The sequence below is a fragment of the Streptosporangium sp. NPDC048886 genome (genome assembly GCF_055586905.1).
In genome coordinates, this window is the sequence record NZ_JBVJHH010000046.1 from 55,208 (window position 1) to 80,921 (window position 25,714).

Below are 25,714 nucleotides of genomic sequence, written 5' to 3' on the forward strand. Positions count from 1 at the left end.
CACCCGCATCTTCTGAATTGCGGATCGCCATTTCAGGATCGGTTCTCCGGACAGCGGCGGAGGTCCGGTTGAATCACCCGACGCGGAAGCCGCAACCTCTGAGAAGCCCGCCGTGCTTCCGGGTGCCAGCATCAAACCTGCAGCACAAGGCCGACGCGCTCGCTCGCCGGTGCCGTCGGGCAGGACGCGTCGTCCGCGACGCTCCGACGAGAGCATTGTCGAGTCCCGCCGGCGCGCGGGCCTCTTCGAGCGTGTTCCCGTTGGACCACAGCGCCGCTCGGCGCCGCCGATTCATGGGGGAGCCGAGCCGCGAGAAGGAGAGTTGCCTGATGACCGACCATCGGGATGGCCCGGACGTGACGGAGGCGCGGCCGAAGACACGTCCGCTGACCGGCGACGAATACATCGAGTCCTTGCGCGACGACCGGGAGATCTACATCTACGGCAACCGTGTCAAGGACGTCACCTCGCATCCGGCCTTCCACAACCCCGTCCGGATGACGGCGCGGCTGTACGACGCCCTGCACGACCCGGCCAAGCGTGACGTCCTCACCGCGCCGACGGACACCGGCAGCGACGGCTACACCCACCGCTTCTTCACCACCCCGCACAGCGCGGCCGACCTCGTGGCCGACCAGCAGGCCATCGCGGCCTGGGCCCGGATGAGCTACGGCTGGATGGGACGGAGCCCGGACTACAAGGCATCCTTCCTCGGCACGCTCGGGGCGAACGCCGACTTCTACGCCCCCTACGCCGACAACGCGCGGCGCTGGTACCGCGAGTCGCAGGAGAAGGTCCTGTACTGGAACCACGCGATCGTTCACCCGCCGGTCGACCGCAGCCGTCCGCCGGACGAGGTCGCGGACGTGTTCATCCACGTGGAGAAGGAGACCGACAGCGGCCTTGTCGTGAGCGGGGCCAAGGTTGTCGCCACCGGTTCGGTGCTCACCCATTACAACTTCATCGCCCACTACGGCCTGCCGATCAAGGACCGCAAGTTCGCACTGGTGGCCACCGTGCCGATGGGCGCGCCGGGGATGAAGTTGATCTGCCGGCCGTCCTACAGCGCCACGGCCGCGGTGATGGGCAGCCCGTTCGACTACCCGCTCTCCTCACGGCTGGATGAGAACGACACCATCCTCATCCTCGACAAGGTGCTCATCCCGTGGGAGAACGTGTTCATCTACGGCGACCTGGGCAAGGTCCAGCTGTTCACCGGGCAGTCCGGATTCTCCGAGCGCTTCACCTTCCACGGCTGCACGCGCCTGGCGGTGAAACTGGAGTTCATCGCCGGCCTGCTGGCCAAGGCACTGGAGATCACCGGCACCTCGGATTTCCGGGGCGTGCAGAGCCGGCTGGGCGAGGTCCTGGCCTGGCGCAACCTGTTCTGGGCCTTCTCCGACGCGGCCGCGCGCAACCCGGTCGCGTGGAAGAACGGCGCGGTGCTGCCCAATCCCCAGTACGGCATGGCCTACCGGTGGTTCATGCAGATCGGCTACCCCAGGATCAAGGAGATCGTGCAGCAGGACGTCGCCAGCGGACTGATCTACGTCAACTCCAGCGCCGATGACTTCAAGAACCCAGACATCCGTCCCTACCTGGACAAATACGTCCGCGGTTCGGGCGGCGTCGACTCCGTCGAGCGGGTCAAGGTGATGAAGCTGCTGTGGGACGCGGTCGGCTCCGAGTTCGGCGGCCGGCACGAACTGTACGAGCGCAACTACGCGGGCAACCACGAGAACACCCGGGTGGAGCTGCTGTTCGCACAACTGGCCACCGGGCAGGTCGACGACTACAAGGCCTTCGTCGACGAATGTCTCGCCGAGTACGACCTGGACGGCTGGACGGTTCCCGATCTCAACTCCTTCGGCAACCTGCGGGGCGTCAGGGACGGCCTGCTCAACGACTGAGCGCCCGCGGCGGACCACCTGAGACGCCGCCGCGCAGGAGGAGGCCCGGTCGCCACACGAGGGCGGCCGGGCCTCCAGGGGTTCAGCTGCGATCAGGTGTCCAGATGTCCTGCGGGAAAGGGCACAGGAGTCTGCCTCGGACGGGCAGCGGCACATCCTTTCCCCGCGGAGCCCTCACGCCGGGGAACCGGATGGCCGGAAAAAAGCGGCTGTGGTCCTTTCCGCCTCGGTGTCTGCAGCCACCGACGCGGGGAAGGATTCGGATCTCCTCCTTAACGGATAAAGCCGTTCAATGCGGACCACATTCACATTCAGCTTCTGTAAAAAGCATGACATCGGTGCGATATCCGAGGCATCTCCCCCATTGCGCTGTCCTTTCCTGCAAAAAACAAACGGTACGGGTACCGGCGGGCCCGCCGTACGGCCACGCCGATCTGCGACGGCTCAGGCCACCGTCCTCTCCTCGGCGCCGGCCGGACCGCCGAGTATGTGCTCGCGGCCGCGGTTGCCCCGGGTGAGCAGATCGGCCAGCGGTCCGCCCCTGGCGTGGTCGGCGCTGCGCAGCGCGCTGGCGGCGGTGGTCAGGTCCCGGACCACCGCGTCCAGCACCGCGGCGATCGGATCGGCGTTCTGCTGCAGGATGTCGCACCAGAGGCCGGGGGCGCCGGTGGCGACCCGGGTCGTGTCCTGCAGGCCCCTGCCCGCCAGCGCGAGCGTGCTCTGGTCGGCGCCCGCGAACCACGCCGCGAGCGCCGCCGACACCAGGTGTGGCACGTGCGAGACCGCGGCGGCGGCCCGGTCGTGCGCCTCGGGGGTGAGCACCCTGAGCGCTCCCCCGCACACCCCGACCAACTGCGCCACCAGCCGCACCGGCCCCGCCGGCGTCGCCGGATGCGGGCACAGCGCCCACGGCCGGCCCGCGAACAGGTCCGCGTGCGCCGCGCAGGGGCCCGACAGCTCACGGCCGGCCATCGGATGCCCGGGAACGTAGGTGGTGAAGTCGCATCCGGCCAGCTCCGCGTCGGCGATGATGCGGGCCTTGGCGCTGGCGACATCGGTGTAGACGGCGCCCAGCCCGCGGGCCTGGGCGTCGCGCAGCACGTCGACGACGGTGGACGGCGGGGTGGCGATGACCACGACGTCGGCGGGGGGATCGCCGGGCGTCAGCGCGGCCCCCGCCCCCATCCCCACCGCCTGCGCCAGCGCGCCGGTGTCCCGGTCGGACAGCCCGACGTCGATGCCGGCGCGGCGTAGCCTGAGTGCGATCGAGGTCCCGATCACACCGCTGCCGACAACCGTGACGCGGCGGACCACGACCGGGTCCGCAGGTTCCTCCGCAACGCCCTCGGCGGGCACGCGGGCATCCGGCGGGGCGTCGGCAACCATCGCGGTCGTCATCAAGTCTTTCCTCTCATCGCCTATCGGACCGTGTGTTTTCCAGCTGTTCTCGCACGGATAACTCTGCGCGTTTCACAGTCCGTTCACCAGGCGGATCAGAGTCAACAAGCTGCCCATCGGGAACCGCTTCATGTCAATTACCGGAAATGGCGAGGGCCATCGCCTGTCCTTTCTCCGAGCGGGTCGGAAAGCCGCGTGGAGAAAGGGCAGGCGATGGCCCTGAACCTGATGTGCCCGGCGCCTTGTCAGGCGTCGGCGAACTGCCCGGGGGAACGGCCGGCCCCGGCCGGTCCCCGGTATGCCTGGGCGATGTCCAGCCAGTGGTCGGCCTCGGCACCGGTGGCGGTGAGCGCGAGGTCGTCACGGTGGCGGCGCCTGGTCACGAGCAGGCAGAAGTCCACGGCGGGCCCGGTGACCTTCTGCTCGGAGTCCTCCGGCCCGTAGGCCCACACCTGTCCCGAGGGGGCGGTGAGCTCGAAGCGGAACTCCCCGGCCGGCGGCGTCAGCCCCCGGGCCAGATAGCCGAAGTCCCTGGTCAGCACCGCGAACACGACCAGATGCCCGATCCGGTCGGTCCGCACCAGGCGCACGCCGAGCGCGTCGGCGATGTCCTGGCCGTGTGCGAACTGCTCCATGATCCCGGCGCACGCGAGGATGACGGGCGGCAGCGGGTTGACCAGCCAGGGCACCGTCTCACCCGGCGGGACGGCGGCCAGCGCCTTGACCACGGCCTCGCGCTCGGCCTGCCAGCGGTCGAGCAGCACCTCCGGCGGGTCGTTCCTGTAGTCGGCGAGCGCGGCGTTCACCGCGCCGTCGAAGTCCTTCTCCGCCCCCGCGGCCAGGACCTTGAACGCCTCCGCGTCGGATGCCGCCGTCCCGGCCAGCCTGAAGATGAAGGCGAGGTGGGCGATCTGGTCGGCGATCGTCCATCCGGGTGCGGGAGTGGGCAGCCGCCACTGCTCCGGGTCGAGACCGGCCACCAGCCGGGCGAGTTCGTCGCCCTCGGCGGTCAGGTCGTTGAGCACGCCCTCCAGCTCGCTCACGTCTCTGTCCTCTCATTTGGCGATCAGATTCAGATCGGAATGCCATAATCACGTGCCCGCCGCGGCCGGCCGGACCGGTAAAGCACGTAATGAAATACCTCGCTCGCGGACGGCATTATGAAAACGCCTCGGAATGGTGTCATCGAATCAAGGATGCATCAGCGGAAATCACGCTGTCTTCTCCATGGGTGCTGTCGCGGCGCGGCGCGGCCACCGCCCGCCGCCCCCGCACCATGAAGACCGCGAGCAGGCTGCCGAGCAGGAGCACCGCGGCCACGACGCCCAGCGTCGGCCTGCCGGCCGCCACGAAGCCCTCACCGAATGCCTCCCGGGTCAGCCGGGCGAAGCGGGCGGCGACGTCGGCCGGCAGGGTGCCCGGCGGCGGACCCGTGGCCGGCGGCCCGGCTGCGGGTTCGCCGGGGGTGGCTCCTGTGCCGAGCCCGGCCAGATACGCCTGTCGGACCCCCTCCGGGAGCTGCGCCAGCCGCTCCCCCGCCTCCCGCAGCAGCGACTCCGCCAGCCTGTTCTGCAGGACCGCCCCGATCACGGCCGCGCCCAGGGCTGCACCGACCTGCCGCGCCGTGTTGAGCACGCCCGAGGCGGCCCCGGCCTGCCGCGGAGGGATCTCGCGCATCGCCTCCGTCGTCGCCGGAGCGAACGTCAGACCCATGCCGACGCCGACGACGAGAAACGGGAGGAGGAACGTCGCCGCCGTCGCCGAGGTCGCCGAGACGGCCGCGACGGCGAACACCCCCAGTGAACAGCAGGCCAGGCCCACGATGAGCAGGATCCGGCCGCCGACCCGGTCGGCCAGCCGGCCCGCGGCCGGGGCGACCACGGTCAGCGCGAGGGTCAGGGGCAGCCCGGCGACCCCCGCCGCCAGCGGGCTCATCCCCAGTACGGCCTGCGCCTCGATCATGAAGACGAACAGCAGCCCGTAGAGCGAGAACGACATGACCAGCGTGATGAGCGTGGCGATGGTGTAGTTGCGGTTGCGGAACAGCCGCAGTGGCAGCAGTGGCTCCGGCTGACGGCGTTCCCACAGCACGAACAGCACCAGCAGCACCCCCGCGACGGCGAGGACCCCGGGGATCGTCACCGGCCCCGCGACCGTTCCCCAGCCGTGGCGCTCCCCCTCGACCAGGCCGTACACCAGTGCGGACAGGCCGCTGGTGGCCAGCAGTACGCCGACCAGGTCGAAGCGGTGCGACACCCCCGGCCGCAGACCCGGCACGTAGCGCAGCGCCAGCAGCATGCCGGCCAGCGCCACGGGGACGTTGAGATAGAAGATCGACTGCCAGCCCAGCCGGGTGACCAGGAGCCCGCCCAGCGTCGGCCCGCTCACCGAGGCGACACCGGCCACCGCCGCGAAGATCCCGAAGGCCCCGCCGCGCCGTTCGGGCGGGAAGATCGCCGAGATGAGCACGAGCGCCTGCGGCAGCAGCGCCGCCGCCCCGACACCCTGCACCACCCTGGCGGCGATCAGCTGGTCGGGCGTCTGGGACAGGCCGCACAGCGCCGAGGCGAGCGTGAACAGCCCGAGGCCGGCGACGAAGACGGCCCGGGGACCGAGCAGGTCGCCCAGCCGCCCGAAGACGATCAGCGACGACGCGAAGGCCAGCAGGTATCCGTTCAGGACCCACAGCACCTTGTCGAGTCCCGCCTCCAGCGTCCTCATCATGTCCGGCGCGGCGACGTTGACGATGGTGGTGTCCAGCAGGATCAGGAAGTTGGCGATGCAGAGGACGCCCAGCGCGAGCCACGGACTCGGGCGTGCCGGCCGGGCGGTCATGTCGCCCGGTGAGGCCCCGCGGCCGGAGCGGCCTGCAGTCCCGGCCCGGTCCGCATCCAGCCGCCCACCCGCCGCGCCGCGGCCAGGCTCGCCCACGAGGTGAGCTCGACGAGCGCGCGGTCGTCGGAGTTGTCGCGCCGGAAGTCGTCGATGAGCGCCCGGTCGACCTGGTAGGAGGCCATCGCCGTCAGCAGCGCCAGCCGGCCGGCCGGCCGCTGGGCGGGCGGCAGGGCGGACACCGACTCGGAGACCCAGGCCCGGCTGAGCCCCGCCGGCCCGCCGTTCCACCCGGCCAGCTCGGCGGAGACCAGATCCCGGACGCCTTCCGGCACCGAACGCCGGCCGCCCCGGTCGATGGCGGCGCAGGCCCGGGCGAAGGCCTCGGCGATGTTGGCCGTGCCGCCCGCCCAGGACAGATCCGCCGGAAGCGGCGCGTCCGGCAGCAGGCCGAGGGACGCACCGGGGGCGTGAGCCCGGCGAGCCGCCGGCCTCATGAACAGCCCCAGCAGCCGCATGAGGACCGGGCGGATCCCGGCGGGCACCTCCGGCGGTACCGGGGACTCGTCCAGGAACACGTTGACCATACGATTGAAGTACTGGAAGGTGACCGCCACCCCGACCAGCTCCGGAGCCTGCTCCGCCGGTGACGGCAGCTCGTGCTGGGCAGCCGTCTCCCGCCTGTCGCTGGCCCGCGCCCACGCGGCGATCCGGCGCACGCCGGGATCGGTGATCTCCTCGATGCGGTCACCCGCGATCTCGGCGGCGTACTGCCCCTGCACGAGGCTGTGCAGCGTCGCGCTGTGCACGTCCACGCAGTAAGGGCAGCTGTTGCCCATCGACACCGCGGCGGCCACCGCCTCCTTGATCGCCCTGCTGACCGTCCCCTGCGCGAGGAGCGACTCCCGCAGCATCAGCCAGCAGGCCGCCAGGGATTCCGGAGCGGGCGAGTGCAGGATCACCGGCGGCGCCAGCATGCCGAAGTCCCGTTCGACCTGCCCGTAGACTCTCCCGACGAGGTCCAGCGCGGCGCCTGGTCTGACCGCGCGGACGTGGCGGATCTGGGACAGCGCGCTCCGCCGTGCCACGGGGGTGAGGATCCTGCTCATCGCTCGCTCCTGTCCTCAGCGGTGCAGCAGAGTGGGCAGCAGCGGCGCCACTCCGCTCCGCCCGCTGATGGCGCCGTCCGGCGACGGCGCGCCGTAGGTGACCTGCACGCCCCGCTGCTGCGCGGCCTGCACGATGCCCGGCACGGCGCGCTCGGCGAGCGCGGCGATGGTCATCGCGGGGTTGACCGTCAGCGCCCCCGGTACGGCGGAGCCGTCGGTGACGAAGATGCCGGGATGACCCCGCAGCTCGTTACGGTCGTCGAGCGCCGAGGTGCCCGGGTCGTCGCCGATGCGGCAGGAGGCCAGCGGGTGCACGGTGTAGGCGCCGACCACGTCGTTGGTCCACGGCGCCACCTTGGCCAGCCCGTCGCGCTCCACGATGTCCTTCACCTCCGCGTCCGCCTGGGCCCAGCCGCGCAGCGTGTTCGGGGTCGGGTCGTAGCGGAGCCGGCCGACGCCGAGCATCTGCTGCGAGAGCCGGTCGGCGTTGCCGGTGGCCGGGGGTGGCCCGAAGACCCCCTCGTTGTCGTCCTCCGTCATCTGGAAGATGATCAGCCAGGAGCGCCAGCGCTTGAGGAGCTCCTTCTTCTCCAGGCCGAACCAGCTCGGGCCGACCGCACCGGGCACCTGCGCGAGGATGGTGCCCAGACCGGGTGGGAAGTAGAGCTGCTCCAGCGAGAAGCGGGAGTACTCCGGCAGCGAGCCGTCGAGACGGTCCCAGCTCGCGACGGTCGGCCCCTTGCCGATCTGGTTGGCCTCGTAGGCCAGGCCGTCGCCCCGGGTCAGGCCGAGGACATCGCGCACCCGGTCCTCGTCGAAGACGACGGTGTTGAGCCGCTCGCCGTTGCCCGAGAAATATCTGCCCACGGCGTGCGGCATCGCGCCGAGCGTCGCCTCGCTGCGCTGCAGGATGACGGGGGTGGCACCGGCGCCGGCCGCAAGCACGATGATCTTGGCGTCGATCGTCCCGCTGCCGGCCTGGACCCGGTAGTCCTCGTCGTCGACGACGTTGTAGTGCACCCGGTAGTCGCCGTCGTCGGTCTTGGAGATCTTCTGCACCTCGTGCAGCGGCCGGATCTCGGCGCCGTGCGCGAGTGCCGCCGGCAGGTAGTTGAACAGCAGGGAACGCTTGGCGTCGAAGCGGCAGCCGGCCATCATCCAGTTGCAGTTGGTGCACCTGCTGTTGTCGATGGCGGCCGGCAGCGGGTTGGCCGTGCGGCCCGCGTGGTTGCACGCCGCCGCCCACAGCCCTCCGGCGTAGGTGGCGTCGCTCCAGTCCTGCTTGGTGACCGGGATCGCCTCCTCCACCCGGTCGTACCACGGCTCCAGGGTGTCGCGGCTGACGGCCGAGGGCCACATCCGCCTGCCGATGCTGCCGCGACGTTCGAAGACGAAGCGCGGCGCGCGGGGCATCGCGGCGAAGTACACGACGCTGCCGCCGCCCACGCAGTTTCCGCCCAGCAGGCTCATGCCGTCGCCCACGACGAAGTCGAACGCCCGCGTGTAGGACGATCCGAGTTTGTAGTCGTGCTCGAAGTCGTTTCCGCTCAGCCACGGCCCGCGCTCGAGCACCACCACCCGCGCGCCGCCGGCCGCGAGATGATAGGCCGCGATCGCGCCGCCGAAGCCGCTGCCGACCACGAGGACGTCGGTGCGTTCGGTGCTGGTCATGCGGGGCTCCCTGAAGGGGTCGTGTCCGGGTGCGGGCTGGCCAGCTGGCGGCCGTAGGAGTATTCGGGGAAGCGCCACAGACCGTCGGGGTCGGGCGGGGTGATGCCCATCGCGGTCAGGCCGGGATGCCCCGCCGCGAGCGCGTCGGCGGTGTGCATGTGAGCCGCGGAGTCGAAGGCCATGTTGCTGAACAGGGCGAGGCTGACCCAGAACGGCTTCTCCGGATGGCCGGGCGCGGTCAGCCGCTGCACCAGGGCGGTGCGGTGCTGGAAGGCCAGCGCGACGAAGGGCGGCACCGACTCGTCGAGAACCAGCCTGTACCCGGTCGCGTACTCCCGCGCGTGGTCGTTCAGCAGGCGGGCGAAGTCGTCCAGTCCGCTGCTCAGCCCGGTCGCGTCCCACTCCAGCAACTCGATGGCGCCGGCCGCCACCGCGCCGCCGCCGGTGCTGACGCCCGCGATGGCTCTGTCGTCAGGTGACCTCTTCTCACCCGGGATGATCGTGTCCGCGAACGCCTCGAGTGTCATCGTCCTGGCCTGCTCTGCGTCCGATGTTGGCGATGGCATAGGCGTTTCCTCGCGTCTCATTCGGCTCCGATCCGCTTCATCGTCCGGGCGCCCTCGCGCCCGGTGCATCTTCTGGATTGCCGTCCGCCCCGGCCTGCAGCGCCAGGCGGAGAGTGGCCAGCGCGCGGACGGTCTGGCTGCGCACCGTCGAACACCGGCTGCCCATGGCCCGCGCCGTCTCCTCGACACTGCGGTCCTCCCAGTAGCGCATGACGACGGTGGCCCGCTGCCGGGGCGCGAGGTCGGCGAGTGCTCTCATCAGCAGGAGACGGTCGCCGAGGAAGGCGTATGGATCAGGTGTGGAGTCGGGCTCGGGCGGCAGGTCGTGGAGGATCTCGTGGGACCAGCGATGGGACCTGCGATCGCTGATGATCAGCCGGGTCATGATCACACGTGCGTAGCCGGCGAGCTTGTCACGGTCTTTCAGGGTGTCCCAGCGCAGGTGGAGTGCGATCAGCGTCCGCTGGACGAGGTCGTCGGCCTCGTACCAGTCGGCGGAGAGGAGGAACGCCATCCGCCGCAGCGCAGGTCTGGCCTCCTTGACGTAGCGCGAGAACTCGTCATCGCGAGCCTCCGCCATCTGCTCACACTCCATCACGGTGAACGGATCCCGGCGCCAGGCGGGAGATCCTGAAAAACGACACACAGCGTCGCCGAATTTGATATGTATTAGGTCGGTATCATCAGAATTCGACGCGCTCCCCCGTAGCGGCAACCCCTATCCCGCCCCTACCTGCCCCCTCGCACGGCATTGCAGGAGCCCGGAAAAACATTCAGCGTGGTCCGCCGACCACGGGTTCCGTACGTTTCACATCACCGATATCCAAAACCGTCGGCATATCATGTGAAAATTGAAATTCACTCATAACGATTGATAATTCGTTATGTCCTGGTCACTTCAGAAATCCACCTGCCGTGCAGCGTTGTGCGCGTCTCACCGCGTGTGACGTCCAGGAGGCCGGCGACCGGCGACTGAGCGGCCGCCGGCCGTGCAGCGGTGCCCTCCGGCCCGGCCCGACGACCTTCACAGCGCCGAGGAGCCGGGACCGAGGCCGGTGACTGACGGACTCAGTGAAGGACCCCGTCAGGGGATGGGATTGGAATCGCTCGTGGCGGCCTGCCTCTCCCAGGCCGCGTGCTCGTTCTCACGGATCTTCTCCTCGACCCGCTGCTCGACCCGGGACATGGCGATCCGCAGGATCGGCGGGGCCATGAGCGACGTCACGATCGCCACCAGGATGACGATCGTGTAAGCCTCCATGCTCAGGATGCCCAGGCGCAGGCCGACCATCGCGACGACGACCTCGATGACGCCACGGGCGTTCAGCCCCGCGCCCAGGGCCAGCGCCTCCCACTTGTTCAGCCTGCTCAGCCGGGCTCCGGCATAGGCGCCGAGGAACTTGCCGACGATCGCGATGGCCAGTACGGCGAGCCCGGACAGGAGGACCTCCGGCCTGGCCAGCGCGGTCAGGTCCATCCGCAGACCGGCGGTGGCGAAGAAGATCGGTGCGAAGACGGAGAGCACGACCGTGCGGAGCGGGGCGAGCTTGGCCGGGTCGACCCGGCCCGCGGAGCCGATGAGGATGCCCATGACGAAGGCGCCGAAGACGGCCTCCAGCCCCAGGGCATGGGTGCCGGCGGCGGCCAGCAGGAGCAGCACGGCGGCGCTGGCGACGGTGGGTCCCGCATCCTCAGAACGGCCGCTCAACCGCAGCACGCCGCGGACCAGCGGGCGGCCGACGGTGAGCGCGAAGACGACGATCGCTGCGAGGTAGACCAGCGAAGTCAAGACCGTTGCCGCGGTGAGGGACTTGACGGCCATGGCCGAGACGATCGAGAGCACGAACCAGCCGAAGGCATCGTCGATCATGCCCGCGGTCAGCGTGAGCTGCCCGACGTTGCGGTGCAGCAGCTTCATGTCCATCAGCGTCTTGGCGATGACCGGGATGGCGCTGACGCACATCGCCACTCCCAGAAAGAGCGCGAAGACGGTGACGTCGGTGCCCTCGGGGATCAGCGAATCGGGCAGCAGGAAGGCCACCCCGATACCGAGCCCGAGCGGCACCACCAGCCCGCCCAGACTGACCCCGGCCGCGGTCATGCCCCGCCGCCGTACCAGGCCCATGTCCATGTGGATGCCGGTGATGCCGACCAGCAGCAGCACGCCTATCTGGCCGACGGCGTCCAGCAGGTGAAACTGCTCGGCCTGTGCCGGGAACAGCCAGGCCGACACCCCCGGCGCGACATGCGTCAGGAACGAGGGTCCCAGCACCACGCCGACGAACAGCTCACCGACGACGGCGGGCATGCCCAGCCGGATGGCCAACCGGCCGAGGATGTGAGCCAGCAGAAGCAGCAGGCCGATCTGCAACAGGAAGATCAGTAGGTTGTGCGCCGCGATCGGCGCGATCGGCGAGTTCATCGAGACGAGCACCGTTTTCTCCTTCCGCCGGCACCGGGCCGGCCAAAAACCAGCGCGCCGTCGTGGCCGCGCTCCAACGGCCGGGTGGGGCGGTCCATCGCCCTGGCCCCCGGCCCGGACTCACAGCTGCCGACCGGTGTGTGGAAGGCGGTGACCTGCTCGCGGCGGGCCAGGTCGCGGGCGGCGAACCGGTGGAGGCCGTGACGGGCGGCGCGGCCACGCGGCGGCCGGTGCGCACCCGGTCCCGGCATCGGGTCCGCACAGGAACCGCGCCGCGCGGGGCGGCGAACCCTTCTGGATCCGCCGGCCGAGCCGGAATGCGCGGCGCGATCAAAACAGCGGGACCGGCGCACGTGAACAGGCGCAGCCCGAGGACGGCCAATACGGCGAATCTCCCCGGACCGAATATCGCGGCGGGCCTGCGGACTTCAGCACTGGAACGGTCATGGCAACCCTTAACCGAGGGATAAGGACCTCGTAGTCACTGCACTCGCCCTGCCACGTCCTGCGATGCGGTGGCCGGCGCGTCAGGTCACGACACCTGCATCCGTCCATGACCCGGGCGGCCGTAGCAGTGGCTGACCTCCGTCCGTGTGCGACACATGGCGTGGACTTTCACCACACATCATAAACAAGGTAATCCTCGTCGCATCTTCTGAATTGCGATGCGCTCTCCGGCACACAATTACACAGGATTCAGCCCTGCGGCGCCATCCCGCGACCGGATATCGGAACCGCACATCGAGCCCGCCCCGCCCGGGCCTGACTGCGGAATCACCGGGGGCCACCTGCCGGCCGGCGGATGCCACACAAGGGCTGCCACACACCGCGCCCACCGGCGGAAGGGCAGGGCCGGACAGCCCACGTCCACCCGGTTGCGGTCGCGGCGGCGTCGCCGCCGGCGCGCCATGTGAACAGGCAAGCGTGTCCGCATACAGGAATAAACTGACAAATCTTCGGCCCCATACAATCTATTCAACTCTGAGGATTCTCACACCATGAACGCGGCGGTAACATGATTGAATCTTTGGCAGACGAGCCTGCGGTGATCAGCGTGGTGCCCGTCTGCTTCCCGGTGCAGAATCATTGAGTCCGCACGGCGGGCCGAGGGATTGAAGGGTGATAACACGGGTAACGACCCGTACACCCTCTGAACCGAAATATACCGAAGACATCCAGACCACTTGGAGCGGGGCGTGGCCAAGCAAATCATTGAGAAGGTCACTGACGACATCGACGGCACCGAGGGGGCGAGAAACGTCACCTTCGCCATCGACGGCGATCAGTATGAGATTGACTTATCCGACAAGAACAGCGACGAACTGCGCAAGGCGCTTGCCCGGTTCATCAACGCCGCCCGGCCGGTGCGTCAGGAGAGAGCCCAGAGCCGCCGCCAGGGCGGCAACGGCGGCGCCAAGCCGAATCGGGACGCCTCCACCGCGATCAGAACGTGGGCGAAGGAACAGGGGCTCACCGTCAGCGAGCGCGGCCGGATCTCCGCCTCGATCCTGGAGAAATACAAGAACGCGCACTGAATCCACGAGGGCCCCCTCTGCTCCTCGCGGGGATGACCCTGATGTGGGCACACGCGCCACCGTCCCGGCTCAGGCGCACCATGCAGGCCGGCGGCCCTCGGCGATGCCGGGCCCATGCCTGCCCGCACCACACCGGAGGCGACGGGCGCGGGCAGATGTCCAACAAGATCCTGCTCAGTTCATGCCCGCCGTTCCGTCACTTCGGGGGATCGGCGGGCACCGGCCGGCTTGCCCGGACCCGGTCACACCGCCGCCTCAGCAGGCAGATCGGCACGGGGCGCCGGACCGGCGTGGACCAACGAGGGCCTACGGCCGGCCGGGATCTCACCAGGACCGCTCGGGCTCGGACCCTCCTGCACGAAAGGCCGTCCGGATCACCCCTGGCCGATGTGACGCGGCCGGTGCCGCCGGGTATGGGCCGCAGGCCGTAGACAGCGGCGTCCGCAGATGGGACAGGCCCGATGGGGGATTCTCACCGGCACTCCTGAGGTCGTCGATAGACCATCATGATCCGGTGCCGGGGAGACGACCACCTTCCAACGTGCTGAAACCGTGAGGCGTCGCCGGTCTCGGCAGGCCGGGTACGGGGCCACGGCCGCCGTTCCTGTCCGGCAGGCATCACCCCGTTCTCCAGGGCGCCGCCCTATTCCTCTTCCCCGTCATTCCTCTTCCCCGTCGACCTCGGCGGCGGCCTGCCGTTTGGCCTTGCGCAGCGCCGCTCCCCGTTGCGCACCGACCGCACTGGGGCCGGGGGGCAACCGGTAGACCGTCGGGAACGGCTTCCCGTCGTTGAAGCGCCGCTCAAGGTCGAGCACCCAGTCGGCGATGCCGAATTCCACCAGCTGCGCGAAGCTCGCCGGTCCGTCATAGTCCTCGCCCGCCACGTAGGCCTTGGCCCCGGCGCCGTAGACGGCTGCCTTGGCCCGTTCGAGCAGCCTGTTGGAGATCGTCACGGACGTGGGCTTCTTCCGCAGGCCGTCCTCGATCAGCTCCGCCCGGGCCGCGGCCCGTTCCTCAGCCGACATGCCCGCCACCGGCCCGGGCCTCCGGCGGGCCGACGGTTGCTTACCGGCAGCGGGCTTGTCCGCAGCGGGTTCGTCGGCAACGGGCTTGCCGGTGGATTTCCCGCCGGTGGCGGCCCGGGCCGCGCTGGTCTGCCTACGCGTGCGGGTGGTGCGCGGCTTGTCGGCCGGTGCCGTTGCTGCGGTCTCGGGCTCGCTCGGTCCGGCACCATCCTGGCCGGCGCGCTTGTTTCCGCGGGCTCTCGGCGCCCTTCGCGGACCGCCGGTAGGCGGGCTCACCGGATCCTTGCTGTCGCCGAGTTCAGGCATCACGGTCCTCGTCATCAGGGTCGGCGTGGGCGACCGATAGTTACATGAGATCAGGTGTTACCGGAGTGCACTGGTTGAGGTAGTCGCACTGAATCAATCTTCGCGCATCGCCCGGGAATTTGCACTCACCGTCGCACCGATCGGCACCCTTCCTGACAGCCCTCGGAAACCCGGAACCGTGGCGAGAGCAGTCAGGCGACCTCTGCCGGCGGTCCCATCGCTTGGGAGACCTCTCCTCCATGGGCCGCCGTGCGCTGGCCGATTTCATCGCGTCGAGCCGCTGAACGAGGATGGCTGGAGCGGGGCCCGGCCATGCGGAGACGGTGCCCGGCCCTTGCAGGTGGGGGTGGCCAGACGTGCTGCCCCCTGTACCGGGCACGGCTGATGTGCGAGGTGGAGCAACCTCTCCATACCCGCACACCTTGTAACCAGAATCTTCGTAACTCCTACCTGTTCTGAAGATTATTAGGCCACGGACAGGGCGACTCGGCCCATGGTTAAGTTGACGATGGAGTTGGCACTGAGGTGAAGCTAAATGACATCTGGAGGATGATCCAGAGTGTCAATGCAGCGCTTCAGGCAGTGTTTGCCCAGGTCAACTCAGGTAATAGGTGTTGAAATAGGAGCAGCAGTAGTGCTCAAGATATTTATAACAATAATGTTTTCAAAAGTACTGTAAATAATATCAATAATAGATGCAAAGATATTTATAATAATCGTTATTTAAATAGTGATTACAGAAGTCTCAAAAAAAGTTTAATAGATAGTAATTAAGATAGACTTATAGACAGGCATTGAGACCAATAGGTCAACAGGCAGTTACATAGTCAGTGTGCACGCTCAGCTCATCGCTCTGAGGACTGGCTGTGCGAGTGGTCATCTCATCGACCAATCCAGAGGGTGACTCATAGGGCATGTCACTGGCCAATAGGACGTGAGGCCAAGCGTTCAGCCCATCGCCCGGTTACCCGGGCACCTGTCAGTGTGATCGGGTACGCAGAGGAGCAAAGCAGGATCCGGTTGGCGGAGCGGTAGAGTCATCGACCCGACACGCCGCCCATAATCTGGTCGATCGCACCACGAATCTGCTAATAAGGGAGGCACTTCGTTCTCCGTAGGAACGCGCACTACACTGCTGCGTCGTCCACGAGACGGAACAAGCACTCATTGACCCGGTAGAGCGTGCAGGAGAACAGACCGATGAACTTCCCTCTGGCTACCGCAGCGCTGAACAGCATGACTGTCCAGCAGATGGTGGAGTTGATCCGTCCCAAGCTCAAACGGGTCATCATCATCCTGAACAACAAGGGCGGCGCGGGAAAGACCACCACCACGGCCAACGTGGGGGGCCAGCTCGCAACCGCGCTGGCGGCCGCGGGCTCCAGCAAGCGGATCCTCTGCATCGACCTCGACCCGCAGGGCAATCTCGGACTCGATCTGGGCTACCAGGGCAGGACTGGCGACGACCAAGGCCAGAGCGTCATCAACGTCGTGGAGGGCACCGGACCTCTCCACGTCATCCGGGACGTGCGCCCCAACCTGGATGTGATCCCCGGCGGCAAGGTTCTCAAGAGGGTCACCGCGTCCATCATCGGGACCCGCTCGATGGATCCAGGACGAGAGATCATGCTGTCCCTCGCTCAGGCCATCGCGGAGATATCCGACAATTACGAATGGATCTTGATCGACTGCCCGCCCAACATCGTCGATCTTCAGTACCTCGCCGCCGTCGCGGCGGAATACGTCCTGATCCCCGTCTGCTTCGACCAGGGCAGCATCCAGGGATTGGAGGGCGTCAGCGACGTCTTCGAGGCCTCGGCACGGCTCAACCCGTCCCTTACCCCGCTCGGCGTGCTGCTGTTCGGGTTCGACCGCACCAATCTCCGTAAGGTCAAGGACGCCGAAGGAGAAGTGATCGGCGTCCGCGAGATCGGCTTCCTCGCCGAATCGCGGCGCGAGATCGCCGAGGTCCTGGGCGACTCCGGGATACCGATCCTCCAGACCGTGATCACCCGTGCCGTCAAGGTGGCCCGCGAGTGCCGCAAGCGAGGCAAGACCTTCACCGAACTCGCCGATCTCACCGCTGGTGAGGATTGGAAAGAACACTCCCGGCGACACCAGCTCAACCTCAGCGTGGAATCCGCCGAGACCTCCGCCATCGAGATAGAAGAGGTCACAGCAGAGATCATCAAGCGGGCTCTCGAGCTCGAGGCGGAGGCGCACGCATGACCACCACCGACTTCTTCGACGAGAAGCCGCCCACACCACGGCTGACCGGGATGACCCGCCAACGGGGACGCAGGGGCAGCAGCGCGTTGACCAGCCTGGTCGCTCAGCCTGCACCGGAGCAGGCCCCTGAGACGGCTTCCCCTGAGGCACCGCCGGTGCAGGTGGCCCCTGTGCAGACATCACCGGTGCAAGAAGTCGCCCCCACTCCTGCCTCGCAGATCCCTGAGGCACCCACCAGCACACCCGCTGCCGTTCCTGACAGGGCCCAGGAGCCGGCGAAAGAAGCGGGCCCCGTCCGCGGCACCCCCGACGGGCAGGCACCGGCTGAGACGGCCGTAGAACAGGCCGTTGACAGCGACGCCTCCTCTGAGCCCGCGGGCATGGAGCCGGCCCAGGACGAGGCATCTCCGCCCGTCGTGCGGCCATCTCAGCGGCAGCCGGCCGACGCGACCAGACCTGCGCGGAAGACCCCCGCACCACGCCCCCGCTCCCGGGCGACGGCCGCGACCAGGCCATCGGGCTACCAGACACCGGAGCAGGTCAGCGTCTACTTGACGCCCGAGGCCAAGAGGAAGGCCAGGGACGTGGCCCGGGCAGAAAAGATCGACTACGCCCGGTTGGCCATGGATGCGATCGACCACGCCCTGGAGCAGGACGTTCTGTCACCGCTGGTGAAAGCGCGCCTCGAGGTCACGCGACCGAAGGGCTCAAGATTCCCCACTCGTGTCAACCTGCGATCCAAGTCGGAGCCTGGAGCGCGCCGTGTCCTGTGGCCGGTCCAGCTGCGCCCGGCGGAGATCGAAGTCCTGAACGAGCTGGTCGCGGAGACCGGCGCCGAGCATCTGTCCACCCTGGTGTCGGTGGCGGTCGAGGCATACCTCCTTGACGACGACCCCGAGACACGGGGATAGTCCGGCACTCAGCCGCTGATCGGCTCCAAGCCTTCTCGCCCCTTGTCGCGGCTCGATATCGACGGTCGTCGACCATCAAGTGTTCAGTGCTGCTGTCTCACCGGCGGTCGGGCGGGCCCACCTTTGAAGGTGGGCCCGCCCGACCGCCGCTCTGTTTCCCTCCCATCCGGCCGTTCACAGGTCTCCCGATCAGTCCCGGATCCGGTGGGCACCGCTTCACTGAGCGGTTCAACCCGAAGCAGCCCCCATCCAGAGCCCGAAGCAGCGCCATCTAGAAGTGGTGCAGGAGCCACCTAGAAGTGGTGCAGGGCACCCGGAAGTGGTGCAGGACCCGGTGAGTGGTGCACCGGTGGTGCAGCAAAAAACCCATTCTGACCTGCAGTGATGCCCACCACTGCACCACTGCACCACTTTTTGGAGACCATGTTGCGTTCAGGCGCAGAATCTCTCCTCTACATGATTGTCTACGCAACTACTACTTCGGAGGGGGGCCTGAGCTGCGGGAACTCGCCAGCCGAGGAGGAACGCTTCGCCCCTAAGGATTCGATGAGGCGATTTCCAGGACTTCTACATCGGCGAGAGCGCGATGAGAGATCCTTACCTCACCTGCAGCGCGACACCCTGCCGCCTGGGGTGATGTCACACCGTGAGCAATCAGATCGAAGTCATTCGAAGAGCAGACTGGAGCATCCGATGCAGGTGGATACTGGTGGAAGGCAGCCGCGACACGCCGAAGAACCGGAAACAGTCGCATTCGACTTTCTAGTACTGGAAAGATGGTCACATGGAGAGCGAGACCCAGATCAAGGGCAAGGCCAAGATGGGGCGTCCTTCGAAGGGCCCTCGCAAACTAGTCAAGGGTGAGGTCCCCGTGCCCTATGCTCAGCGCTTCAAGCAGGAGGCCGAGCGCCGTGGCATGTCACAGGCCGATCTGTTGGCTGCGATTCTCGCCAACGTCGACTGGGAGGCGATGTCTCTCAGCGCGTAGGCCACAAATGAAGAACCCCCGCGGTTGGCGCCGCAGGGGGTCCCACAAAGAATCACGCGGAATCGTGTTTTCCCAGACCGGTTTCCGTCGTGGAGCTAGCACCAGACGGGCTTCCGTCGTGGAGCTAGTTAAGAGTGTAGCCCGTCTTGCCCGGGGAGTCCCATATTGGGATCACTCTCGGCGTGTCGAGCTAGCTGTGACTCACAATGCCCGTGTCACACACACTCCTACCACCGCCTTGACGTGATCCTTTGAAGTTGTTTGCCCTGCAGGCCCGAATCGGCGCCTGCCCGGACAGGCAGCTGGGGACCTCCTCACGCGACATCCGGGGACGCAAAAGCCCGTCTGGAGTAGGTCGTAACACAGGCTACGAAGTCTGTGACAGGAGGAATTGCCCCAGTGACCGTGCTGGCCGTCGAACCGCGAGCATCGCTGCGACGCGTGCTTGAGGCGTTTGATCGCCTCGGCTCCGTCGTGCGTCCGCGCGGCGACCAGGCACAGGTACAGTGCCCCGTCCACGAAGACGACAGCCCGTCACTATCGATCAGCTGGCGTAACGGACAGACTCTGATGCACTGTCATGCCGGCTGCGCCATCGAACTCATCGTGGAGGCCGCAGACCTGCGGATGAGCGATCTGTGGGACGATCCTGTCCCGTCCAAGCTCGACCGGACCTCCCAACCCGCACGCCAGCGACGCCGGCTACGGCCGACCACCCCGGCCGCCGCGACCGGCGGCGCCCCTGCCAGAACAGCCAAACCCACCCTGGGGAGACCGACCAGCGGCTGGCGGCAGGTGGCCACCTACACCTACTTCGACGAGCACGGCCTGCGAGTCGGCCAAGTGATCCGTAAAGAACGGAGCTACGAGCACGGCCATAGCAAGTCCTTCTCCCAGAAGCACTGGGATCCGGACTCCGGCCGCTGGGTGCCGGGCGCGCCCGAGCGGAAGGTCCTCTACCGGCTGCCACAGGTCCTGGAAGCGATCGCCGCCGACCTGCCGGTCTTCCTGGCCGAGGGGGAAAAAGACAGCGAATCCCTGACCGCTGCCGGAGTGTGCGGCACGACCAACGCCTCAGGCGCGGGAAACTGGCACGAGAACCTGACACGCCAGCTGACGGGCGCGCATGTGGTGATCGTGGCCGACCGCGACGCGGCCGGCTACGCCCGTGCACGGCGGCTGCTCGCCGAGCTCGCACCGCTCACCGCCTCAGTGCGCGTGACAGAGCCCGTGACGGGCAACGACGTCACCGACCACCTGGAGGCCGGACACAGCCTCCAGGAGCTTCAGACACTCGATGAGGACCAGTTACGCGTACGGCTGGCAGCCGCCCGCGGCGAGGCCTTGTATCTGGCCATCACCGCCGAGAACGCCACGGCGATCGAGGCCGCCGGAGCCTGCGCCCTGGCCTGGCGTCCCGAACTGACCGCCCACCTGGCCGACGCCTCGGTGGTGGTCGTGGCCGACCGCGACACCGGCGGCTACGCCTGCGCCCGCGACATCATGAGCCGCCTGACCGAAGTGGCTGCCACGATCCGGGTCGTGGAGCCCACCGCGGGCATCACCGCGGCCGCCCACCTGGCCGCCGGCGCCCTTCTGGAGGAGTTCCGACCGGCCCTGCGGCTGCTGCACGGCGACGGAGAAGGCGATGACGGAGGCCCAGGTGACGGAGGCCCGGGCGGCAGCACTCCCGAACAGCCCAACCAGCGACCGACCTACATGGTCCGCCACGGCGAACTAGTACGAGTGCGCCACGACCGGGTCAAGGGCACCATCACCTACGACACCGTGCTGGGCTGCACCGCACGGATCATCCGGGTGGAGCAACGCGGCAGCCTGGTGGATCCGGACGACCCACCAGTGACCAGCGGATACCTGCTGGAGCTGGAACACCCCAAGGCACCCGGCGAAATACGGCAGTTGCGAGTCAACCGGGACGACTTCGGCAAGGGCGCCTGGCTGGACGACCTGCCCTGGCCCGGTGTCACCTACGACTCCTCCCGCGGCGGCCTGGCCCGCATCCGTGACGCGATCCGCATGACCAGCCCGCTGGCCGAAGTCCAGGTGCTGCACAACGCACCCGGCTGGATCCCCACCCCTAACGGCGACGTCTACGTGCACGCCGGTGGCGGCATCGGCGCCGACGGCCCGGTGAACGTGCCCACGCACTTCCCGCACAAGCTGGCCCTCTACCGCCTGCCCGAGCCACCCCCCCGCGACGGTGAGCGCACCGCACTGGCCGCCGCCGCACAACATTCGACCGGCCTGCTGGAACTGCTGCCGCCACGGATCGGCGCGGTCCTGTCCGGTATCGCCTACCGGGCCGCGATCACCCGGACCGCACCGGCGGTCGCCCTGATCGGCGGCAAGGGCTCCTACAAGACCTCGATGGCCAAGGTCGCTCTGCACCACTTCGCCCCCGACCTGCCGTTCGACGCCTCAGTGATTTCCCTGTCCGAACGCGGCGCCACTGCCAACGCCGCCGCCAGGACCCTCTACCTGATGCGCGACACCCTCACTCTCGCCGACGACGCCGCCCCGGACCGTTCGATGCGTGCGGCCGCCGAACGCCTGGGCGGCATCATCCGCCTTCAATACAACGGTGAGACAAGAGACCGGCTGGACCGCGAGGCCGAGCTGCGTACACCCACCCCGCCACGAGGCTCGCTGATCGTCACCGGAGAGGTCGGACCGTCAGCGGCCAGCGCGACCGAGCGGGCCCTGACGGTCCCCTTCCGCAAGGGCGAGATCGCCACTGACGTCCGCGAGGCACTGTGGGAGAAGACCTCCCGACACGGACGTGCCCTGGTGATGGCCTCCTTCATCCGCTGGATCGCCGGCCGCCGCGAACACGTGCTGGAGCTGACCCAGCAGCGCCTGCTGGACTACGCCCGGGCCTGGCGGGAGGCCGGATACGCCGAACGGACCGCCGAGGCTCTGGCCAATCTGGCGGCCGGCTGGCGGGCCATGCTCGACCACCTCGTCGACGTCGGCGTCTACACCGACGCCCAGGCAGACCAGACATGGGAACAGGCCTGGAAGGGCCTGACCGCGGCAGGCGACTCCCAGGCCCACCCCGATGAGCCGGTCAGCCACGGCCACAAGATCCTGTCGATGATCGCCGCCGTCCTGCGCGGCCGCTACGGCTACATCACCAGCCAGAACGGAACCGCACCACACTCCGACATCGCTCCCCGCTACGGCTACCACGTAGACCAGGACGGCCGACTGGACAGCCAGGGACGTGCGATCTCGACAATGCGACCAGGACGCCAGCTGATCGGCTGCTACGCCGACACCGACGAAGGCCGCCGCCTGTACCTGGAGCCCAAGCTCACCCTGGCCGCGATCCGGCAGCTGGCCGCCGCCATGGGCGACGCCTACGAAGAAACGATGTACTCGACCGGAGAAGCACTGGAGGAGACAGAAGCACTGAAAGTCCTCATCCACGGCAACAAGATCCGCCGGACACATCCACGGACGATGCCCGGTGGCGACCGCCCCCGAGTCTGGGATCTGTCCGAAGCCAAGGTCTTCGGCTTCGACACCGATGACGATGACGGGCAAAGCCCAGACCCTGCCCCCGATGCGGGCGGCCCACCGGTGAAGCTGGTCCACGACGCAACGACGACCCATGGCAAGAGCCCTGCCCAGAACCTCCCCACCGAGCCCACGGACGTCACCAGCCCCGAGACCGCCGCACACCGAGCCGCTGGTCCCCAGAAAGAGGATCCGGACATGAGATCGCAGCTGTTGACCGAGGCTCAGCCCTGTGTGGTCTGCGGCGACCCGTGCGTGGTGACCTTCGACGACATCGTCGTCCATGTCACCTGCGAACTCCCTGAAGCCACCCCACACACCGACATCCCCTTCGACCACGCCGGCGAGCAGTCCCCCGCACCACAGCCCGCACCCACCGGACAGCGCTGGCGAGCACCGGCGGCGGTGGCCGACGTCAGCGGCATCCACCTACCAGGCGGAGAGGTAATCGACCTACCCGTCCCGCTCACCCACCTCGGCCAGCTGGCCGAGCTCGCAGTCGACCTGCGCCTGGGCTGGGGAGGCGGCAAGACCCTTCCCGAGGTCGGCCAGATCTGGATGACCGCCGACCTGATCCGCCAGGTCGGCCTCCCCGTCGACCTCCCGGAACGGATCCGCGACCAAGAGAAGGTCCTCGCCGAAGCCGCCAACCACCCATTCATCACCTCGTCCTTCCCGGTCGGCTGGAGAGTGAGCCGAGCCGCCACCGACAAACTCATCCCATGGATACGCATGTGGCGCGCCGACGGCGCCGGGGCCCTGCTGTGCCTGATCCCCCTGGTGGAGGCCGCAGGTATGGACACCCTGCTGACCGACGACCCCACCCCCCCCACCCTGGCCGAACGCCTGCAGCGCTACGCCACCGAACTCGGCCTGCCGTTCCGTGTCTCCAGCGCCGCCACCGGAGAAGACCTGATCGCCTTGTGCGATGCCGACCGGAAGATCGTCGTCACCGAGCCGGTCGAACCGATCCCTCCCGCAAAACTTCCCGGCGAAGGCGACTATCAGGGACACAACAGCTGGTCCCGGCCACCACGCGGCGCCGAAGTCGACATGCCCTTCCTCCACGCCTACGACTTCAATTCGATGTTCTTGTCGGCTGCGATGCATGCCCCGCTGGGACTTGACGGTGTCGACCACTTCGTCGCCGACGACAAGACACCGCTACGGTTCGACCCCAAGAGAGCCGGCTACTGGCTGATCAAAGTCCCCCACTGGGACACCTGGACACTGCCCACGCCCTTCGTGAACCTGGCCCGCCCCCGCGAAGACGGCACAGCATGGTTCACCTCACCCACCCTGCGAGTCGCGGCGGACCTGTTCGACCTCGAGCCGGACATCATTGAGGCCTACATCTGGGAACGCAAGACGACCTACCTCAACAAATGGGGCACCACCATCGACCAGGCCCGGCTCCACCTGCTTGAACTACGCGACGAAGGCGACACCGACGCCGGGCCACTGCTGGAAGCAGTCAAAGACGTCTACAAGGCGACCATCGGCGCCCTGGGCAGTTCCCAATACCGCGAAGGCAAGCTCTTCCACCGGCCCGACTGGCGTCACGCGATCATCGCCCAGGCACGGGCGAACCTGCTCCGCAAACTCGTGAAGATCGGCGAGGTCAGCGGACGTTTCCCACTGGCCGTCATCGACACCGACAACGTGCTGTTCGCCTCCGCCGACCCCGACCCGATGACCTCCTGCCCGGCACCTCTGGAGACAGGACTACGCCTGGGCCAGGTCAAACACAAAGCCTCAGCCCGGCTGGAAGACGTCGCCGAGCTTCTCGCCTCCCGCAAGCCTTTCCCCTACAGCGTCCTGACCCCCGCTGCCGATTGGACACCATTGACCACCAGCGCCCCCTCCGACCTGGACCGAGGCCGGCATGCCTCGGGGTGACGAACGCGTCTCCAACCCCGACCTCGCCGGCTACGCCAGGGCCAACAGGGATGAGGTCTATCGGATGATCACCGGACATGACCCGAACAGCGTCCGTGAGCTGGTCCGCATCGCGGCCCGATCAGTCGGTGTTCCCCCCGGGGCCAGCAAAGCCGCGATCGCACGCGCCATCGCCCCCATCGTGGGCCGCGCCCCCCGTACGGTCGAACGCTGGATCACCCAGACCGGACGCCAGCGTATCCGGGCACCCCAGCCCGACGCCCTCAATGCCCTCCGTACGGTCGCCGACCGCGTGCGGGCTACTCCCCAGGGACGCCGCCAGATCCTGGGAACCCGGCGTGAGTCACTGATGCGCAGCCGCGGCATGCGGATGTCAGGTACAGCGGTATGCGGTCCGCTCAGCGCGGAGGCGCAATACCGCCGCAAACGCAGGTTCGACGACTACCACATTGACTCCGAGGTGGTAGGAAACACGATCGACGCCTGGCTCGCCAACGGAGAAGACGCCGCCTACAGCACCTTCAACCAGGGCTTTGCCCGAGCCTACGGCCTGACTGGCTGGGACGAAGAGGAGACCGAACCGGACTGGGTCTTCGAGGACATGAGCGGCCTGGACTTCAGAGCCGATATGACCAGCTGAACGCTGGATGAGAAACAACCTCGTCATGCCGTCACAGCCTGAGACGTCAGGCGGTGCCGGCCACCAGCCCGTCCCCCGAACAGCGGTTCATGCGTGAGGGATGGTAAGCCCGTGTGGGGAGCTGGGATCGAATCAAAGTGGCCGTGATCGGGCTAGCTGAGGTGCCCCTGTTTGGAGGATCGAATCAACCAGGCTCGTAGGGCCGAGTAATCCGGGTTCTGACAACACAGGTGATCAGGTCATCGGATGAGCACCGCATCGAGCTGTGAGGTAGATACGTTTAATGGTTACCAGTGTCAGTTTGATAAGGTAATTACATGTAACTTGGTTGATGAGCAGAGTCAATGCGATAAGCCCGCGAGCGGGCTTGGCTGTGAGGGGTACCGGTGCCGGCTCTACTCTGAAGGTGCGATAGAGCCGGTCGGCAGGTTGCCGATCTCAGGTCCGCCGGGAGGGGCACAGACCGACTGTGTGAGCACCGCGGCCTGCGGAGATCAGGTGATGGGTTGCAGGCGGGCGATCTCCTTGAAATGCCAGTTCAGGTCCTTGATTAGCGGATTTCAGCTATTCGTTAGGCTTGCTAACGAATAGCTGAAACGGTTTAGCTTGAAGTACAAAGATTGTTGTACGGCTAGCTCATGTGATCATCTGCACTTCCGAACCGGGCGCTTCAGCGCCCGGGCTCAGCCGCGCAATGCCTGGCGCGCAGCGCCAGGCCAAGCCGGAGGCGCGG

Annotated in this window: 16 protein-coding genes; 7 read left to right on the forward strand and 9 right to left on the reverse strand. The window is 67.7% G+C overall.

Translation table 11 applies throughout. The features are described 5' to 3' along the window. Positions 1-329 precede the first annotated feature (329 nt). A complete protein-coding gene (locus tag ACZ6R6_RS40120; protein ID WP_470102167.1) occupies positions 330-1,910 on the forward strand; it encodes a 4-hydroxyphenylacetate 3-hydroxylase family protein in 1,581 nt (526 codons plus the stop codon). A gap of 444 nt (positions 1,911-2,354) precedes the next feature. On the opposite strand, the gene ACZ6R6_RS40125 is transcribed toward ACZ6R6_RS40120, so the two are convergent. From ACZ6R6_RS40125 to ACZ6R6_RS40160, 8 genes are all read right to left on the reverse strand, one after another. Then, complete coding sequence (locus tag ACZ6R6_RS40125) at positions 2,355-3,308, reverse strand: prephenate dehydrogenase (RefSeq protein ID WP_470102168.1); 954 nt, start codon at positions 3,306-3,308, stop codon at positions 2,355-2,357. A 245-nt stretch (positions 3,309-3,553) separates the two neighbouring features. Beyond that, on the reverse strand, positions 3,554-4,351 hold the full coding sequence (locus ACZ6R6_RS40130; RefSeq protein ID WP_470102169.1) for a TIGR03084 family metal-binding protein: 798 nt from the start codon (positions 4,349-4,351) through the stop codon (positions 3,554-3,556). A gap of 139 nt (positions 4,352-4,490) precedes the next feature. Beyond that, entirely contained in the window at positions 4,491-6,143 is a 1,653-nt protein-coding gene (locus tag ACZ6R6_RS40135) for a DHA2 family efflux MFS transporter permease subunit (RefSeq protein WP_470102170.1), read from the reverse strand. Beyond that, a complete protein-coding gene (locus tag ACZ6R6_RS40140; RefSeq protein ID WP_470102171.1) occupies positions 6,140-7,249 on the reverse strand; it encodes a carboxymuconolactone decarboxylase family protein in 1,110 nt (369 codons plus the stop codon). Before ACZ6R6_RS40140 ends, ACZ6R6_RS40135 begins: the two co-directional genes overlap by 4 nt. Before the next feature lie 15 nt (positions 7,250-7,264). Beyond that, positions 7,265-8,920: an FAD-dependent oxidoreductase gene (locus tag ACZ6R6_RS40145; RefSeq protein WP_470102172.1), complete on the reverse strand. Its 1,656-nt coding sequence runs from the start codon at positions 8,918-8,920 to the stop codon at positions 7,265-7,267. Next, a complete protein-coding gene (locus ACZ6R6_RS40150) occupies positions 8,917-9,486 on the reverse strand; it encodes a DUF5987 family protein (RefSeq protein WP_470102173.1) in 570 nt (189 codons plus the stop codon). Before ACZ6R6_RS40150 ends, ACZ6R6_RS40145 begins: the two co-directional genes overlap by 4 nt. 37 nt (positions 9,487-9,523) lie before the next feature. After that, complete coding sequence (locus ACZ6R6_RS40155; RefSeq protein WP_470102174.1) at positions 9,524-10,066, reverse strand: SigE family RNA polymerase sigma factor; 543 nt, start codon at positions 10,064-10,066, stop codon at positions 9,524-9,526. Between the two features lie 504 nt (positions 10,067-10,570). Next, positions 10,571-11,920: a cation:proton antiporter gene (locus tag ACZ6R6_RS40160; protein ID WP_470102175.1), complete on the reverse strand. Its 1,350-nt coding sequence runs from the start codon at positions 11,918-11,920 to the stop codon at positions 10,571-10,573. A 1,184-nt stretch (positions 11,921-13,104) separates the two neighbouring features. On the opposite strand from ACZ6R6_RS40160, the gene ACZ6R6_RS40165 reads away from it, so the two are divergent. Continuing rightward, the gene (locus ACZ6R6_RS40165) at positions 13,105-13,443 is read left to right on the forward strand and encodes a histone-like nucleoid-structuring protein Lsr2 (protein WP_470102176.1); all 339 of its coding nucleotides are present in this window, start codon (positions 13,105-13,107) and stop codon (positions 13,441-13,443) included. Positions 13,444-14,102: 659 nt separating this feature from the next. On the opposite strand, the gene ACZ6R6_RS40170 is transcribed toward ACZ6R6_RS40165, so the two are convergent. Continuing rightward, a complete protein-coding gene (locus ACZ6R6_RS40170; RefSeq protein WP_470102177.1) occupies positions 14,103-14,774 on the reverse strand; it encodes a hypothetical protein in 672 nt (223 codons plus the stop codon). Between the two features lie 1,200 nt (positions 14,775-15,974). Here ACZ6R6_RS40170 and ACZ6R6_RS40175 point away from each other — a divergent pair. The 5 genes from ACZ6R6_RS40175 to ACZ6R6_RS40195 all read left to right on the forward strand — a co-directional run bounded on the left by ACZ6R6_RS40175 (position 15,975) and on the right by ACZ6R6_RS40195 (position 24,981). After that, positions 15,975-17,003, forward strand: a complete 1,029-nt coding sequence (locus ACZ6R6_RS40175; RefSeq protein WP_470102178.1) for a ParA family protein — start codon at positions 15,975-15,977, stop codon at positions 17,001-17,003. A gap of 584 nt (positions 17,004-17,587) precedes the next feature. Continuing rightward, positions 17,588-17,914 (forward strand): hypothetical protein, encoded by a 327-nt coding sequence (locus ACZ6R6_RS40180; protein ID WP_470102179.1) that lies wholly within the window; start codon positions 17,588-17,590, stop codon positions 17,912-17,914. A 784-nt stretch (positions 17,915-18,698) separates the two neighbouring features. Next, positions 18,699-18,902, forward strand: a complete 204-nt coding sequence (locus ACZ6R6_RS40185) for a hypothetical protein (protein WP_306876168.1) — start codon at positions 18,699-18,701, stop codon at positions 18,900-18,902. Positions 18,903-19,472: 570 nt separating this feature from the next. Beyond that, a complete protein-coding gene (locus tag ACZ6R6_RS40190) occupies positions 19,473-24,341 on the forward strand; it encodes a hypothetical protein (RefSeq protein ID WP_470102180.1) in 4,869 nt (1,622 codons plus the stop codon). 64 nt (positions 24,342-24,405) lie between these two features. Next, a complete protein-coding gene (locus ACZ6R6_RS40195) occupies positions 24,406-24,981 on the forward strand; it encodes a hypothetical protein (protein ID WP_470102181.1) in 576 nt (191 codons plus the stop codon). Positions 24,982-25,714: the final 733 nt, after the last annotated feature.

Coding starts and splice junctions, on each gene's coding strand:
- ACZ6R6_RS40170 (WP_470102177.1), bottom strand. CDS start 14,774: ATGCCTGAACTCGGCGACAGCAAGGATCCGGTGAGCCCGCCTACCGGC.
- ACZ6R6_RS40175 (WP_470102178.1), top strand. CDS start 15,975: ATGAACTTCCCTCTGGCTACCGCAGCGCTGAACAGCATGACTGTCCAG.
- ACZ6R6_RS40150 (WP_470102173.1), bottom strand. CDS start 9,486: ATGCCATCGCCAACATCGGACGCAGAGCAGGCCAGGACGATGACACTC.
- ACZ6R6_RS40135 (WP_470102170.1), bottom strand. CDS start 6,143: ATGACCGCCCGGCCGGCACGCCCGAGTCCGTGGCTCGCGCTGGGCGTC.
- ACZ6R6_RS40155 (WP_470102174.1), bottom strand. CDS start 10,066: ATGGCGGAGGCTCGCGATGACGAGTTCTCGCGCTACGTCAAGGAGGCC.
- ACZ6R6_RS40190 (WP_470102180.1), top strand. CDS start 19,473: ATGCACTGTCATGCCGGCTGCGCCATCGAACTCATCGTGGAGGCCGCA.
- ACZ6R6_RS40120 (WP_470102167.1), top strand. CDS start 330: ATGACCGACCATCGGGATGGCCCGGACGTGACGGAGGCGCGGCCGAAG.
- ACZ6R6_RS40145 (WP_470102172.1), bottom strand. CDS start 8,920: ATGACCAGCACCGAACGCACCGACGTCCTCGTGGTCGGCAGCGGCTTC.
- ACZ6R6_RS40125 (WP_470102168.1), bottom strand. CDS start 3,308: ATGACGACCGCGATGGTTGCCGACGCCCCGCCGGATGCCCGCGTGCCC.
- ACZ6R6_RS40140 (WP_470102171.1), bottom strand. CDS start 7,249: ATGAGCAGGATCCTCACCCCCGTGGCACGGCGGAGCGCGCTGTCCCAG.
- ACZ6R6_RS40195 (WP_470102181.1), top strand. CDS start 24,406: ATGATCACCGGACATGACCCGAACAGCGTCCGTGAGCTGGTCCGCATC.
- ACZ6R6_RS40185 (WP_306876168.1), top strand. CDS start 18,699: ATGGAGAGCGAGACCCAGATCAAGGGCAAGGCCAAGATGGGGCGTCCT.